The 16,117-nt window shown below is 55.7% G+C and carries 14 protein-coding genes; 8 read left to right on the top strand and 6 right to left on the bottom strand.

Features of this window, described 5'->3' with window-relative positions; all coding sequences use genetic code 11:
- Nucleotides 1–201: 201 nt before the first annotated feature.
- From WH279_RS07675 to WH279_RS07655, 5 genes are read left to right on the top strand one after another with little or no spacing between them, the layout of a single operon-like run.
- The gene (locus WH279_RS07675; protein WP_339455582.1) at nt 202–774 is read left to right on the top strand and encodes a spore coat protein U domain-containing protein; all 573 of its coding nucleotides are present in this window, start codon (nt 202–204) and stop codon (nt 772–774) included.
- Nucleotides 775–797: 23 nt separating this feature from the next.
- The gene (locus tag WH279_RS07670; protein WP_339455580.1) at nt 798–1,322 is read left to right on the top strand and encodes a Csu type fimbrial protein; all 525 of its coding nucleotides are present in this window, start codon (nt 798–800) and stop codon (nt 1,320–1,322) included.
- Nucleotides 1,323–1,346: 24 nt separating this feature from the next.
- The gene (locus WH279_RS07665; protein WP_339455579.1) at nt 1,347–2,066 is read left to right on the top strand and encodes a fimbrial biogenesis chaperone; all 720 of its coding nucleotides are present in this window, start codon (nt 1,347–1,349) and stop codon (nt 2,064–2,066) included.
- A 3-nt stretch (nt 2,067–2,069) separates the two neighbouring features.
- On the top strand, nt 2,070–4,499 hold the full coding sequence (locus WH279_RS07660; protein ID WP_339455578.1) for a fimbria/pilus outer membrane usher protein: 2,430 nt from the start codon (nt 2,070–2,072) through the stop codon (nt 4,497–4,499).
- A complete protein-coding gene (locus WH279_RS07655) occupies nt 4,496–5,485 on the top strand; it encodes a Csu type fimbrial protein (RefSeq protein ID WP_339455576.1) in 990 nt (329 codons plus the stop codon). The genes WH279_RS07660 and WH279_RS07655 overlap by 4 nt, the downstream gene beginning before the upstream one ends.
- Nucleotides 5,486–6,119: 634 nt before the next feature.
- Here WH279_RS07655 and WH279_RS07650 read toward each other — a convergent pair.
- Entirely contained in the window at nt 6,120–7,013 is an 894-nt protein-coding gene (locus WH279_RS07650) for an SDR family oxidoreductase (protein ID WP_339455574.1), read from the bottom strand.
- 334 nt (nt 7,014–7,347) lie between these two features.
- Here WH279_RS07650 and WH279_RS07645 point away from each other — a divergent pair, with 334 nt between their 5' ends.
- Nucleotides 7,348–8,667: an MFS transporter gene (locus tag WH279_RS07645; protein WP_339455572.1), complete on the top strand. Its 1,320-nt coding sequence runs from the start codon at nt 7,348–7,350 to the stop codon at nt 8,665–8,667.
- Between the two features lie 37 nt (nt 8,668–8,704).
- Here the strand turns inward: WH279_RS07645 and exbD are convergent, their stop codons facing one another.
- Together exbD and exbB are read right to left on the bottom strand one after the other, a co-directional pair.
- Nucleotides 8,705–9,127: a TonB system transport protein ExbD gene (gene exbD, locus WH279_RS07640; RefSeq protein WP_133843795.1), complete on the bottom strand. Its 423-nt coding sequence runs from the start codon at nt 9,125–9,127 to the stop codon at nt 8,705–8,707.
- Nucleotides 9,128–9,132: 5 nt separating this feature from the next.
- On the bottom strand, nt 9,133–9,867 hold the full coding sequence (exbB, locus tag WH279_RS07635; protein WP_159337358.1) for a tol-pal system-associated acyl-CoA thioesterase: 735 nt from the start codon (nt 9,865–9,867) through the stop codon (nt 9,133–9,135).
- 248 nt (nt 9,868–10,115) lie between these two features.
- On the opposite strand from exbB, the gene metC reads away from it, so the two are divergent.
- A complete protein-coding gene (gene metC / locus WH279_RS07630; protein ID WP_339455569.1) occupies nt 10,116–11,315 on the top strand; it encodes a cystathionine beta-lyase in 1,200 nt (399 codons plus the stop codon).
- Between the two features lie 119 nt (nt 11,316–11,434).
- Nucleotides 11,435–12,091, top strand: a complete 657-nt coding sequence (locus WH279_RS07625) for a DedA family protein (RefSeq protein ID WP_200642824.1) — start codon at nt 11,435–11,437, stop codon at nt 12,089–12,091.
- A 57-nt stretch (nt 12,092–12,148) separates the two neighbouring features.
- On the opposite strand, the gene WH279_RS07620 is transcribed toward WH279_RS07625, so the two are convergent.
- The 3 genes from WH279_RS07620 to WH279_RS07610 all read right to left on the bottom strand — a co-directional run bounded on the left by WH279_RS07620 (nt 12,149) and on the right by WH279_RS07610 (nt 16,117).
- On the bottom strand, nt 12,149–13,612 hold the full coding sequence (locus tag WH279_RS07620) for a pyridoxal phosphate-dependent decarboxylase family protein (RefSeq protein ID WP_212813692.1): 1,464 nt from the start codon (nt 13,610–13,612) through the stop codon (nt 12,149–12,151).
- A gap of 13 nt (nt 13,613–13,625) precedes the next feature.
- Nucleotides 13,626–15,008, bottom strand: a complete 1,383-nt coding sequence (locus WH279_RS07615) for a diaminobutyrate--2-oxoglutarate transaminase (protein WP_200642834.1) — start codon at nt 15,006–15,008, stop codon at nt 13,626–13,628.
- A gap of 215 nt (nt 15,009–15,223) precedes the next feature.
- Complete coding sequence (locus tag WH279_RS07610) at nt 15,224–16,117, bottom strand: AraC family transcriptional regulator (protein ID WP_200642822.1); 894 nt, start codon at nt 16,115–16,117, stop codon at nt 15,224–15,226.

Below are 16,117 nucleotides of genomic sequence, written 5' to 3'. Positions count from 1 at the left end.
TTCTTACATCAGCCTGAACGGGCTGAACTATAGTTAAGTCAATCAATGCTAACGTGTTAATTCAAATAACAGATTATTCCTTACGTTATATTTTACCCCCTAAAGGGTTTTTATTATTTTCATGTTCGCTCAGTCACACTGACGACAATATTTCATCAGGCGAAAAAGCAAGTTCATCACTTTAATTAGTAAGGAATAGTTATGAAAACTAAGCTTTTTCTGCTGGGCTGCGGCCTGAGCCTTGGCGTAGTCAGTTCTGGCTTTGCCGCAACGACCACCGGAACCATTACCGCAAGACTGGTGCTGACTGCAGGCTGCCTGGTCAATGGGCAGGTCGCTACGCCGGGTGCCATCGGTAACCTGGGTACGTTGGAGTTCCCTGGAGGTGCCGCGACCTTTGATATCAAAACCGCCGCCGTTGTCGGGACGGTGGGTAATGGTATTTTTGTCCGCTGTTCAACGGGGTCGACCTATTCTGTGCAAATCACCAGCAGCAGTGCTAAACCGACCACCGTGTACGGTACAGAAACAACGCAGCCACGCTATCTGATCAGTGGCACCACGGCCACCGTGGGTATCGCCTACTCCCTGTACCCCACAACTGACTACACCACGCCGATTGCCAATAACACCAATATCGCGCCAGTCGGCACCCCCGATGCGACTTACGGTGATAACTATCCGATTTATGGTCGTATTGCCGGTGGGGGTAACACTTCCGCCATTCCTGCCGCCACCTACACGGATACGATTAACGTTGCAGTGAATTACTGATTGCCGCGACAGGGGAGTCCATCGTGCGGGAGCTGCTCAGGCGATATGCGGAGGTTATTCGTCCGTTCACGTTACTGCTGCTGGCCTACAGCAGCTGCAGTGATGCATTGCCTACCGCCGATTTTGGAGTCAGTGCTTCTATCGTCAATGGCTGTGTGATCACCAGCACGGCGCCCACGGTTTTCGGCACGCTCGATTTCGGCACTCAGCCCGGTGTAGGCACTATTACCGCCAATGCCGCCTATGTGCAGAATTCCAGTATTACGCTGGCCTGCACACCGGGAACGGCACTGAGTATGAGTATCAACGGCGGGAGTAACTACACCACCACACGCAACTTGAGAGTCGCCGGCAACACCAACCTGGTGGCGTATAGCCTGTACACCAGTGCCGCTCATACCACCGCCATTCCGGTGAATCAGAATGTGGCACTGACGCTGAGCAATGCCAACAATATTACGCTGCCCATCTACGGCCAGTTACAACTGAGCGGTGTTAACCGCGCCGGGACCTACAGCGACACTTTGACGGTGACTTTGAGCTGGTAATTTCGGGGAATTGAAGGAGCAATAATGAAAAAACATCACCTCGCAGGCGCGCTATTCACTCTGCTGCTGAGCGTTCTGGCACTCAATGCTCATGCCGGGAACTCGGTGCTCATCTGGCCGATCGATCCCAAAATCAGTCAGAACGACAAAGCCACCGAACTGTGGCTGGAAAACCGCGGTGCCAGTACCACGCTGATGCAGGTACGGGTGTTTGGCTGGCAGCAGGTTAACGGTCAGGAGCAATATCAGACTCAGCAACAGGTGGCTGCCAGCCCGCCGATGGTGCGCATTGAACCAGGTAAACGCCAGCTGGTGCGTCTGATTAAGCAGACCCCGCCCGCCGCCGGTCAGGAAGCCGCTTATCGGGTCATTCTGGATGAAATCCCGACGCCAAAAGCACCGGGTGAAGACCAGACCGGAGTGACGCTCCAGATGCGCTATTCCGTTCCCCTGTTTGTCTACGGCAGCGGCCTTGACCCATCGACCGCCCGCCCTGACCTCAGTTGGCGGCTGGTCAATCGCGAAGGAAAACAGGCGCTTGAAATCACTAATCGTGGTAACGCTCATGCGCGCTTAAGTAATGTCGAACTAGGGGGAAAAAAACTCGCCGGAAGTCTGCTGGGCTATGTACTGGCCAATGCCAGTAACACTTTCCCGCTGAGCAGCCCCGCCTCAGAACGTGCCGAAATCAGCGCACAACTGGAGCAAAATAAGACCTGGCGTAGCACCAGTTCAGCACGCTAGGCGATGACCAGACGCTGCCTGGTGCCGGAACGGCACCGCACTCTGATCGTGACCGGCCTGCTGACCTGCCTGTCTTCTGTGACATGCAGTGCTGAAACCTATACCTCACTGCCGCCCCCACCCGCTGCCAGCGCCGGAGGCCAGGCAGATCAGCCACAGAGCTATATGCTGGGGTTGGTGGTCAATGATGAGGATCGCGGCATGGTGGTGCCGGTGCAGTTTCGTGACGGACATTACCTTTTGCGTGCCGCCGATCTTCAGCAGGCAGGCATCCCGAGCGCGCAAATCAACTCATCGATTATGGATGTCTCCGTGATGGATAAGGTAAAAGCGGAGTATGATCGCCAGCGCCAGCGTATCCTGCTCAATGTGCCGCCCGAATGGCTTCCCGAGCAGACCTTTACGGGCACCACGCATAACGGCCCCCGCTATGAAGGACGCAGCAGCAGCGGTGCGCTGTTAAATTATGACCTGTATGTCAGTCAGTCGACTGGCGGTGGCTCACGTCTGGCGGCGACAAATGAGCTGCGCCTGTTTGGCGGCTACGGCCAGTTTGTCAGCAATGGCGTTTACCAGCAGCAGCTCTCCGGCCAGACCAGCTATCTGGAAAATGGCTATATCCGTTATGACACCAACTGGTCGAATCAAAATGAAGAAAATGCCCTGGACTGGCAGGTGGGTGACCTGATCAGCGACTCGCTGACGTGGAGCAGCAGTGTACGCCTCGGCGGTATTCAGCTGTCGCGCGATTTCTCGTTGCGTCCGGATCTGGTCACTTATCCTCTGCCCTCATTTTCCGGCCAGGCCGCCGTCCCCTCTACCGTTGATCTGTTCGTTAACGGCTATAAAACCAGCAGTAATAACGTACAGCCCGGTCCTTACTCATTGACGAATATGCCGTTTGTTAACGGTGCAGGGAATGCAGTAGTGGTCACGACCGATGCTCAGGGCCGACGGGTCAGTACCACGCTACCCTTTTATGTCGCCAGTAACCTGTTGAAAAGCGGGCTGTCTGATTACTCTTTCTCCGCCGGAGCCCTGCGTCAGAACTACGGGCTGAAAAATTTTGATTACGGTTCGGCGGCGACCAGCGGTTCTTATCGCTACGGGCTGATCGACTGGCTGACGCTGGAAAGCCATGCCGAAGCGGCGCCGTCACTGGCACTGGGCGGCGCGGGGGTACAACTTAAACTGGGGGCATACGGCGTGGTTAACGGTGCGGTCAGCCAGAGCCAGATGCAGGGCGAGAGCGGCAGACAGTACAGCTGGGGCTATCAGTACAGCACCAACCGTTTTAGCCTGGGGATGCAGCAGACCAAACGCACCACCGGTTTTGGTAACCTTGCCCTGTATGCCGACCGTGAGAACAACAGCGACAACCTCGAATACAACACGCTCAGCCGCCGTAGCGCACAGTACAATGCCAGCGTGTCGCTGGATCAGTTCGGTAGCCTGGGTGCAGCACTGATTGATATCACCAGCGGCAGCGGCGAAAGAACCCGATTGCTGAATCTGTCGTGGAGCCGGACGCTGTGGGGAAACTCCAGCCTGTATGTCTCCGCCAGCCGCGACCAGCAGCAAGGCGACTGGTCCGGTGCGATTGGCCTGATGATCCCCTTCAGCGATATGACCAGCGCCAGCATCAGCGTAGAGCGTAATCAGCAGGGCGGCACTTCAGAGCGTCTCAGCCTGTCGCACTCCATGCCGACCGATGGCGGTTTTGCGTGGGATGCCTCGGTCGCCAATCAGAGCGATGGGGGCAACTACCGTCAGGGCACCCTGCGCTGGCGTAACCAGAAAGTGGAAACCTCAGCCGGATTCTACGGCGATGACAATTACAGCACCCAATATGGTGATTTATCCGGTTCCCTGGTGCTGATGGACGGCGGCGTGTTTGCCGCTAACCAGGTGACGGATGCCTTTGTGCTGGTGAAAACGGATTACCCGGATATCAATGTGCGTTTTGAAAACCAGCTGATGGGCAAGACTGATCAAAAAGGCTACCTGCTGGTGCCCAGAGTCAGCTCCTATTATCCGGCAAAATACGATATCGACACCCTCGATCTTCCGGCCGATATGACCAGCAGCAGCGTCGAGCAGCGTTTTTCCGTGAAGCGCCAGAGCGGCTATCTGCTGCATTTCCCCATTGAGCCGTTGCGTGCGGCCAGCGTGATCCTGCATGACCAGAACGGTGAGGCGCTGCCGCTCTCCAGCGAGATCACTCGTCAGGGTCAGCAGACGGAGTATGTTGGCTGGGACGGTATTGTCTGGATGGAAAATCTGGCAACCCGCAATGCCATCCATGTACGAACCCCGGATGGACGCACCTGTGACACGGAACTGACCGTCTCCGGTGGACGGCCTAAATCACTGACCACCTACGGCCCGCTGGTTTGCACGCTGCCGCCGTTACCTTCAGGAAAGACACCATGAGAAAACTGTTATTGCTGTGCAGCGCCATCCTGCTGATGGGGAGCACATTGCCTGCGCTGGCAGCCTGTACCACGCCCACGGTGACGGCCAACTTTGGCCCCGTCAGCTCGTTTACCGTGAATACGGGCATTAGCACCGTCACACAAAATATTACCGTTAACTGCGGTGCCGGGGTGCTGGCGCTGCTGAGCAGCGACACCGTTAAGCTCCAGTTGACCGGTGCCACGACCGGCTCAATCATTGGTAATCGGGGCGCAATGAAACAGGGTACGGATCTGATCCCGATACAGCTCTGTTACGACGCTGCCTGCACTACCAGCGAGCTGACCATCAATGGTGCAACCTACACCCTGTCTCGATCTCAACTGCTGGGCCTGAATATTGGCGGCGGCGGTCAGGTGATATTTAACATTCCCCTTTACCTGCGTACCGTTCCTGGCGCGGTGGTCGCGGAGGGGAGCTATACCGTCACGCTGGCGGTCACGGTCAATTACGATGTCTGTACGGGCATTGGTGCGCTGGGTCTCTGCTTGCTGGGTTCACAGCAAACCGGCAGCAGCACGCAGTCTATTGTCGTGAATATCGCAATATCCAAAGACTGCACAACGATCACCGCGCCCAACGTCAACTTTAGCAGCGCCCCCCTGGTCAGCCAGTTCAACCCCATCAGTCAGACGCTCAACGTGATCTGCACCAAAGGCAGCACCTACAGCGTCGGCATGAGCAACGGCCTGCATGCCGTGGGTACGCAGCGCTATATGACCAGCGCCGCGGGTGGCCAGCTGGCGTATGAGATTTATAAAGGATCGGGTACCACCCGCTGGGGAAGCAGTGTGGCGGCTGACCGGGTACAGAGCACTGCCGGCATCGCCAGTACGGATGGTCTCACCCGTACGTTTAGCTACAATGCGCAGGTGTTGTCCAGCCAGGCGACGCCTGTGGCAGGGACGTATAATGATACGGTGACGGTGGATTTATCGTTTTGAAGTCAAGGGATTAAGGTCAAGGGCGTTTCGCTTTCCCGCTGCGCGGGCTGAGCGACAAGGGGCGGCCAGTCGCCGCCGCCCCTTGACCCCGGGCTAGCGGCAGGCGCATCGCCCGCTAAAGCGGGTTCCCTCAGTCGATCGGTTTTCCTGCCGGACCGGGCGTGACGGGACATCCCTGTCCCGGCTCACCCTCTCGCCGCCGTCCTGTCGGCTCGTCCTGGAAATCCGCCCTCCTTCGGCGAGGCTTAATTGCCGCTCAAAAGGTCAACGGCCAGGTCAAAATCAAAAGAAAAACCAATCAAATAGACCAGACATAAAAAGCCTTTTTGGTTTTATTTAATCTTTTAGATTTTGATTTTGACGTTGAGGCGGCAATTAAGCCGCGCTGAGGAAGCGATGTGAACCAGGATGAACCGCCAGGACGGCGGTGAAAGCTCGGGCCGGCACAGGGAGGTGCCGTCACGAGCGGTGCGTCGGTGAGCAACGCTTGCGAAGGCACCCGCTGAAAGCGGGCGTGGCGCCTGCCGCAAGCGCGGATTCCAAAGGGCGGGGCGACTGCCGCCCTTTGGTCGCTTCGCCCACGAAGTGGGAAAGCGAAACGCCCTTGACCTGGCCCTTAAACCGGTGAGTCACACTAACCTAAGTGATTCCCACCCGTCACACCATGCACCTCTGCCGTGACATAACTTGATTCCTGCGAAGCCAGATAAACATAAATCGGTGCCAGCTCCGCAGGTTGCCCTGCCCGCTTCATCGGCGTCTGCTGACCAAATTCCGGGATCTTATCCTGCGTCTGCCCGCCCGCTATCTGCAACGCCGTCCAGATGGGACCCGGTGCTACACAGTTCACCCGGATGCCTTTATCGATAATCTGCTTCGCCAGCGCCCGGGTATAGGCGAGGATCGCCGCCTTGGTGGACGCATAATCCAGCAGATGCGCACTCGGTTGATAGGCCTGAATGGATGACGTCGTAATGATGCTACCGCCAGGTGGCATATGGGGGATGGCCGCCTGGGTGATCCAGTAAAGCGCGAATACGTTGGTCTCATACGTCTTACGGAACTGCTCGGTGGTGAGGTCGGCAATGTGCTCTACCGCCACCTGTTTACCGGCGACCAGCGCCAGGATGTCCAGGCCCCCCAGCAGCTCCCGGGCGTCTTCAACCAGCTTTTTACTAAAGGCTTCATTACTGATGTCTCCCGGCAGCAGCACGGCTTTACGTCCGGCCTGCTCAACCAGCCTGGCGACTTCTTCGGCATCGCGCTGCTCATCCGGCAAATAAGAGAGTGCCACGTCAGCGCCTTCACGGGCATAGGCAATGGCAGCCGCACGGCCAATACCGGAGTCGGCACCGGTCACCAGCGCCTTGCGCCCTTTCAGACGTTCACTGCCACGATAGCTGTTTTCACCACAGTCCGGCCGTGGGCGCATCTCGGCCTGCACGCCCGGTGCAGGTTGACGCTGTTTCGGATACTCAGTGGCGGGATACTGGGTGAGAGGATTCTGCATTTCATATTGGTCTGCCATGGTTCCTCCGGCTGTTGATAACAGTTTTATTCATCAATAAGGCTAGTCATCGCTCAGAGCATGTCGAGGCCGGAAACAGTAAAAACCAGTCATCCTGTTGATATACAGCGCGAAAAAAAGGAATGAACAATGCGATCAAATATAACCAAATGTGAATCTTCATTGAAGGGTACTCATGGAAGGTTCAGAAAAATGTACAAATTTTAAACTTCACGCCCTCTGTTAATTTTTGATTACCAATGTAAATAAATTGTAAATTAACAGAGTGATCACCATCACATACATGACCGTCCTGGCAGGATAAAAACGAGAGAAACACAAAAAGGATGCAGTCATGGCGATAACCCCCCAGCTCAATACATCGCGGCAAGGCGGTGCGAAAACAATCTTCAACGTTACCAGCGGTAACTTCCTCGAAATGTACGATTTCATGGTGTTTGGCTACTACGCCACCGCCATTGCCAAAACCTTCTTCCCCGGGGATGACCCCTTCGCCTCGCTAATGCTGACGCTGATGACCTTTGGCGCAGGTTTTCTGATGCGTCCGCTGGGGGCAATTATCCTCGGCGCGTACATTGACCAGCACGGACGCCGTAAGGGGTTACTGCTCACGCTCGGGCTAATGGCGATCGGTACACTGACCATTGCGGTCGTCCCGGGCTACAGCACCCTCGGCATGGCTGCACCGATCATGATCCTACTGGGGCGTCTGCTCCAGGGGTTCTCGGCCGGGGTCGAACTGGGCGGTGTGTCGGTGTATCTGTCAGAGATCGCGCCAAAGGGCAAAAAAGGCTTCTATGTCAGTTGGCAATCCGGCAGTCAGCAGATAGCGGTGATCTTCGCGGCACTGCTGGGTCTGCTGCTTAATCATCTGCTGGATAAAGGCCAGGTGACCGAATGGGGCTGGCGCATTCCCTTCGTCATTGGCTGTATGATTGTGCCGTTCCTGTTCTGGATCCGGCGGATGCTGGAGGAGACAGAGGCCTTCAGCCAGCGTAGGCATCACCCGACGATGCGTCAGATTATGCACTCGGTCGGCAGCAACTGGGCGCTGATCCTCGCCGGCATGCTGATGGTGGTCACCACCACGGTGATGTTCTATATGATCACCGCGTTTACCCCTACGTTCGGCAAAACAGTGCTGATGATGAGCGACAGAGAGAGCTTCTTTGTCACACTGTGCGTCGGGATCTCCAATCTGATCTGGCTGCCAGTAATGGGTTCCCTCTCTGACCGCTACGGTCGCCGCCCGCTGTTACTGCTGTTTACCGTGCTGATGATCCTGACCGCCTGGCCGGTGCTGCACTGGCTGGTCGGCTCCCCCAGCCTCACCCATCTGCTGGAAGCGGAACTGTGGCTCTCCTTCCTGTATGGCAGCTATAACGGGGCCATGGTGGTGTATCTGACGGAGGTGATGCCAGCTGAAGTGCGGGCGACGGGGTTCTCCCTGGCGTATAGCCTGGCGACTGCGTTGTTTGGCGGTTTTACACCCGCGATATGCAGCTATCTGATTCATGTTACCGGGGATAAAGCGATGCCGGGCGTATGGCTGACGATTGCCGCGCTGTGCGGGCTGGCAGGCTCGTTGATGATTAAGCGGTTGGTGAAGCAGTATCAGGTACGGCGTCTGAAAGAGCCGGCGATTCAGGTATAAACGAAAGGGGCGACCAGAAATGGTCGCCCCTGCGAGATTATTTACTGACGGTTTCCATGCCCATCAGGCCAATCTTCAGATACCCGGCCTGGCGCAGCTTATCCATCACGCCCATCAGGGTTTCATAATCGACCGACTTATCCGCCTGGAAGAAAATGGTCGTGTCTTTCTTGCCTTCAGTCTGCTTAATCAGCGTATCGACCAGCGTTTCCTGCGTCACGGCATCGTTACCGATAAACAGCTGACGGTCGGCTTTGATCGACAGATACACCGGTTTTTCAGGGCGCGGCTGCGGCGAACTGGTGGACGCAGGCAGATTGACGCGCACGTCAACGGTGGCAAGTGGCGCAGCGACCATAAAGATAATCAGCAGCACCAGCATGACGTCGATAAACGGCGTCACGTTGATTTCGTGCATTTCACCGTTGCTATCGAGATCTTCGTTTAATCGCATTGCCATAATGCTTAACCTACCCGCAGTTTCTGCGCAGACTGAACGCGATGGGCACCTTCGCTGGCAGCGAGGTCAAGGTCACGGCTCTGTAACAGCAGAACCTGTGCCGCCACATCGCCCAGTGAGGCTTTGTAGCTGCCGATCGTACGGGCAAAGACGTTATAGATCACTACCGCAGGGATCGCCGCAACCAGACCGATAGCGGTGGCCAGCAGTGCTTCAGCAATACCGGGAGCAACAACGGCCAGGTTAGTGGTCTGCGTTTTTGCAATGCCGATGAAGCTGTTCATAATGCCCCAGACCGTACCGAACAGTCCGACAAACGGTGCAATCGCACCAATGGTTGCGAGGAAGCCGTTACCACGACCGGCATGACGGCTGAAAGCCGCAACGCGACGCTCAAGGCGGAAACCGGTACGCTCTTTGATGCCGGTGTTGTCGTCAGAACCGGCTGACAGTTCGAGCTCGTTTTCGGCTTCTTTCACCAACAGCGTGCTGAGACTGTGACCTTTAAAGCTCTCACACACCTGAGAGGCTTCTTCCAGTGAACGTACATTCGCCAGCAGCTGCTGCTCACGTTTCAGACGCTTACGCGCAGCGCTCAGCTCAATGCTTTTGCTGAAGAAAATAGCCCAGGTGACAACGGACGCCAACAGAAGGCCAATCATCACCGCTTTAACCACGATGTCTGCATGCTGATACATGCCCCAGACGGACAGGTCCATCTGCATCAAATCATTTGTCACGCTGTGTCTCCAACGTCAATTGCTGATAGCGAAAAATTCTATCGCGGATCATACCAAAACAGGAGTGAATTGATAGTAGTTCTCATTACTATTTACAACTTTCTGGACGTTTTATGCTCATTTTGTTGATTACCGGAATCCGCTTTCGCACTGATAGTGAATTTTCATCACTTATGCGCCTGTCGAATACCCCCTGAACGGCTACCGTGTTAACGTTAAAAAAAGGGTAAAAATGACACAGGGTTTTTATGAGCAGCGACAAAATTGAAACGGCACTGATTCGTGCAGGACGTAGCAAACGTTATACCCAGGGATCCGTCAACACGGTGATTCAGCGTGCTTCTTCGCTGGTATTCGATACGGTCGCCGACAAAAAACGGGCCACTGCCGGGCGGGCAGACGGCGAGCTGTTTTACGGGCGCCGTGGCACCCTGACCCACTTTTCATTGCAGGAAGCGATGACCGAACTGGAAGGCGGTGCCGGTTGTGCACTCTACCCTTGCGGCGCAGCAGCGGTGGCCAATGCTATCCTCGCCTTTGTTTCCGCCGGGGATAATGTGCTGATGAGCGGCAGCGTCTATGAGCCAACGCAGGATTTCTGCACCAAAATCCTGAGTAAAATGAATGTGAGCACCACCTGGTTTGATCACACCATCGGCAGCGAGATCGCCGAAAAGGTACAGCCCAATACGCGCGTGGTGTTTCTGGAGTCTCCGGCGTCGATCACCATGGAAGTGCAGGATGTTCCGGCGATCGTTGCGGCAATCCGTAGCAAAGCCCCCGACGCGATCATTATGATCGACAACACCTGGGGCGCAGGCATTTTGTTCCGCGCGCTGGATTTTGGCGTAGATATCTCCATTCAGGCGGGCACCAAATATCTGATTGGTCATTCCGATGCGATGATTGGCACCGCCGTCGCGAATGCACGCTGCTGGGAACAGCTGCGGGAAAACTCCTATCTGATGGGACAAATGGTGGATGCCGATACGGCTTATATGGCCAGCCGTGGCCTGCGTACCCTGGCGGTGCGCCTGCGCCAGCATGAAGAGAGCAGCCTGCGCGTGGCGCACTGGCTGGCAGAGCGTCCTGAAGTGGCGGTGGTCAACCACCCGGCGCTGCCGCAGTGCAAAGGCCATGCATTCTGGAAGCGTGATTTCACCGGCAGCAGCGGCCTGTTCTCCTTTGTGCTAAAGGAAAAACTGAGCCATACGCAACTGGCACATTACCTCGACCACTTCACTCACTTCAGTATGGCGTACTCCTGGGGCGGCTATGAATCATTGATTCTGGCTAACCAGCCGGAAGAACTCGCGGCGATCCGTCCGGCGGGCGGTGTGGATTTCACCGGTACGCTGGTACGCCTGCATATCGGGCTGGAAAATGTGGAGGATCTGATTGATGACCTGGCCGCCGGTTTTGCCCGCCTGAGCGATGAAATACGGTGATCCTCAACAATTGATCAATGAGGTCGCGGGTTCGCGCCTTTGATCAAGGTGTTGGAGCGTATTTCCAGTTACACTAGCCGTCAGGTTTTAATAGCGTCAAGAAAGTATGAAGGCTGGATATGAGTGTACTACACGAGATTGTTCAGGCGCTCTGGCATCAGGATTTTGCCGCGCTGGCCAATCCGGATGTAATTTGGATCGTTTACGGGATTATGTTCCTGACGTTGTTCTTAGAAAATGGCCTGTTGCCCGCCGCCTTTTTGCCGGGTGACAGTCTGCTGCTGCTGGCAGGTGCCATGATCGCCAAAGGCGTGATGGCATTTATTCCGACGCTGCTGATTCTGACCACGGCCGCCAGTCTGGGCTGCTGGCTGGGCTATATTCAGGGACGCTGGCTGGGGAATACCCGGCTGGTCAAAGGCTGGTTACTGCATCTGCCCGCACAGTACCATCAACGCGCGTGGCATCTGTTTAATCGTCACGGTTTGATGGCGTTACTGGTAGGGCGTTTTCTGGCTTTCGTACGCACAATTCTGCCAACGCTGGCGGGGATTTCGGGTCTGAAAAACGGCCGTTTCCAGCTATTCAACTGGCTGAGTGGCCTGCTCTGGGTCACGATTCTGGTGGGCTTTGGCTACAGTATCAGTCAGGTACCGTTTATTAAACGCCATGAAGATCAGGTGATGGCCTGCCTGATGGTGCTGCCGCTGGTGATGCTCTCGATTGGTTTAGTCGGCAGTATTGCACTGGTCGTGAAAGGCAAAAAAGCCCGGTAAGACCGGGCTTTTGATCAACGGGGCAACAGCGGTTGCTCTTCCCCGTCATACTGCGTTTTACAGCTGTTCTGCCGTCTTTTCGACCAGTGCCAGCAGGGTTTTAATATCCTGCAAGGTGACCGTTGGGTTCAGTAACGTCATCTTCAGGCAGGTTACCCCGTCCGATTCCGTCACACCCACGTTGGCACGGCCCGAATCCAGCAAAGCATCACCAATTTTCTGGTTGATCAGTGCAATCGCCGCATCATCGGCAGTCGCCAGCGACGCCGGACGATAGCGGAACAATACGCTCGCCAGCTGCGGCTGCATCACCAGCTCCAGTGATGGCTGCTCAGTGACATACTGTGCCACGTCTTGTGCCAGCGTCACACCGTGATCGATGATTTCAGCGTACTGCTGCTGACCTAATGCTTCCAGCCCCATCCACAGTTTCAACGCATCAAAACGACGCGTGGTCTGCAAGGATTTGGACACCAGATTCGGCACGCCCTGCGCTTCGTCGAACTCAGAGTTCAGGTAAGCCGCCTGATAGCGCATCAGCTCATAGTGACGGGCTTCTTTTAACAGGAACGCCCCGCAGCTGATGGTCTGGAAGAACTGCTTGTGGAAGTCCAGAGTAATGGAATCCACCAGCTCAATGCCGTCCAGGTAGTCGCGGTATTTCTCAGACAGCAACAGCGCGCCGCCCCATGCCGCATCCACGTGCACCCAGATTTTATGCTGTGCCGCCAGTTCAGCAATCGCCCGCAGCGGATCGATAGCGCCCGCATCGGTGGTGCCTGCTGTCGCCACAATCGCCAGAATCTGTTCGCCATTAGCCTGCGCCTGCGCGACTTTCTCAGCTAAGTCGTTGATGTCCATTCGCGCGAAGCGGTCGGTTTTCACCAGCGTCACGGAGCGGTAACCCAGCCCCATCAGCGCCATGTTTTTCTGCACGGAGAAGTGGGCGTTCTCAGAACACAGCACTTTGATCTTGCTCAGGTCGCCTGGCAGGCCATCCTGCTGAACAGAGTGGCCCCTGGCGGCAAAGAAAGCATCACGTGCCAGCATCAGGCCCATCAGATTGCTCTGGGTGCCGCCGCTGGTGAAGACGCCCGCATCACCCGCCTGATAGCCTACCTGAGTACGCAGCCATTCAATCAGCTTCATCTCAATGATGGTGGCTGACGGGCTTTGATCCCAGGAGTCCATGCTCTGGTTGGTGGCGTTGATCAGGACTTCAGCCGCCTGGCTCACCACCAGGCTTGGGCAATGAAGGTGAGCGACGCACTGTGGGTGATGCACCGACAGGCTGTCTTTTAAGAAGAACTCAACCGCACGCTCAATGGCGGCCTGGTTGCCCAGGCCCTGAGAAGTAAAGTCCAGCTGGATACGTTCACGCAGCTCAGCAACACTTTTACCCTGATACATCTCAGGCTGTTGCAGCCACTGCACGACGGCTTCACTGGTCTGTTTAATCGCTTGCTGGTACGCATCGGTGCTTTGCACCGAAGCGGCCAGAATCGGGTTTAACCGGGACATCAACTTACTCCAGTTAAGACTGTTTAACGCCAGCAGACAGCAGGGCGTGTTCAAATTTATCCAGGAAAATACCCAGCTCTTCCTGGGTGATCAACAGGGATGGCAGCAGACGCAGCACACAACCGTTACGCCCACCACGCTCCAGGATCAGACCGTTTTCGAAGCATTTTTTCTGGATCAGCGCAGACAGATCGCCATCAGCCGGGTAGCAACCCATATGATCTGGCGCTTCCTGCGGCTTCACGAATTCGATACCGATCATCAAGCCCAGGCCACGAATATGGCCGATGGCCGGATAGCGCGTTTGCAGCTCAGCCAGTTTGCCTTTCAGCCACTCGCCCTGCTCTGCCACTTTATCGGCAACGTTGTTGTTCTTCAGGATCTTCAGCGTGGTCAGGCCGGTTGCCATCGCCAGCTGGTTGCCACGGAAGGTGCCGGTGTGGTGGCCAGGAGACCAGGCATCGAATTTCTTCTTAATGCCCAACACCGCCAGTGGCAGACCGCCGCCGACCGCTTTAGACATCACGATAATGTCCGGCTGAATGCCCGCGTGTTCAAAGGCGAAGAATTTACCGGTACGGGCAAAGCCAGCCTGAACTTCATCGATGATCAGCAGAATGCCGTGCTCTTCGGTCACTTTACGGATGCGTTGCAGCCACTCAACCGGCGCCGGGTTCACCCCGCCTTCGCCCTGCACCGCTTCCAGAATCACGGCAGCAGGTTTACGCACGCCGCTCTCAACATCGTTGATCAGGTTTTCGAAGTAATAAGTTAATGCTTTTACGCCAGCATCACCGCCAATGCCCAGCGGGCAGCGGTACAGATGTGGGTAAGGCATAAACTGCACTTCTGGCATCATGCCATCGACGGCTTCTTTCGGTGACAGGTTACCCGTCACAGACAGTGCGCCGTGGGTCATACCGTGATAGCCACCGGAGAAGCTGATCACCCCGGCACGACCGGTGACTTTTTTCGCCAGCTTCAGCGCAGCTTCTACCGCATCTGCACCGGAAGGACCGGTGAACTGCAGGCAGTACTCTTTACCCTGGTCTGGCAGTAATGACAGCAGGTATTCTGAGAACTGATCTTTCAACGGCGTGGTCAGGTCTAGAGTATGTAACGGCAAGCCGCTGGTAATGACATTCTGGATGCTCTGTAAAACGTCCGGATGGTTATGTCCAAGGGCCAGCGTTCCCGCGCCGGCAAGGCAGTCAAGATATTGATTATTCTCAACATCTGTAATCCAAATACCCTGAGCTTTCGCAATTGCAAACGGCAATTTGCGCGGATAGCTCCTTACATTAGATTCAAACTCGGCCTGTCTGGCCAAATAGGTCTCATTGTTTCCATCAAAAGATTTGGCATCTAAAGCATCAATACGGACTTTATCCGTCATCATATCTCTCCTACAACCGGGGTGTCTGTTACGCCGCAGTTGAATTAATTGAATTAAAGTAAATGGGTACCCTGCATAAAACGCGGCCAATATATGGCTTTTTAACCATCTTCTCAATAATTTATTTTATTTAGATTTTCTTACTATTTATCAATACGTTGTTGTTTTTTTGGCCCGTAAACCTTTGATATAATGCCCCCTGCCGGATCTGACGGCTATCCCGCCTGGCGCATCCGCATCATCTCTTCCCCTGGCGTGACGCCAAAATAGCGCTTAAATTCGCGTGAAAACTGCGACGGACTCTCATATCCCACCTTAATGGCGGCCACGCTGGCCTTCATGCCTTCCTGCAACATCATCATGCGCGCCTGGTGCAGGCGATAGCTTTTCAGATACTGCAACGGCGAGGTGCTGGTGACCGCTTTGAAGTTATGATGAAACGCAGACACACTCATATTGGCTTCGGCGGCCAGCAGGTCCACGCTCAGGCTGTCGGTAAAATGGTGCTCAATACGCCGTAAGGCACGGGCAATCTGGCTGAACTGCGTCTGCCGACTGACCAGCGCCAGCAGCGCACCGCCGCACGGCCCTTGCAGGACGTGATAGAGAATTTCACGCACAATCTGTGGCCCCAGCACGCGTGCATCGCGCGGGTGGCTCATCACATCCAGCAGGCGCTCCGTGGCACACAGCATCTCTTCCGTCAGCAGCGCGGAGTGGATGCCGCGCGTTTGCGGTTCGGGATGGAAGCCATCGTCTTCACCGATATCAATCAGCAGATCCTGTAGCTTCAGCGCATCCACGCGCAGCGACAACCCCGCCAGCGGCAGCTCCGGTGTGGCAAAGGTTTCGCATTCAAACGGCAGCGGGACGGTCAGCATCAGATACTTGGTAGCGTCATACTGGAACTCGCTGTTGCCGAGGTAGCCCGTTTTCTGCCCCTGGAACAGGATCACAATGGCGGGCTGGTACATCACCGGCTGGCGTGCCCAGTAGCGATCGGCGTAGATTAACGTGATGCCCGGCACCGGAGCCAGTCGTTCTTTATCGCCCGTCACCAGGCCGATGACCTGTTGCGCCAGTCGGGCGCAGATTGCCTGTCGATCCAT

Origin of the sequence: Erwinia sp. MYb375 (assembly GCF_037479175.1) — a bacterium.
Classification (GTDB): Bacteria; Pseudomonadota; Gammaproteobacteria; order Enterobacterales; family Enterobacteriaceae; genus Erwinia; species Erwinia rhapontici.
The sequence above is the reverse complement of the archived record's forward strand: the minus strand, read 5'-3'. Positions and strand labels throughout refer to the sequence as shown.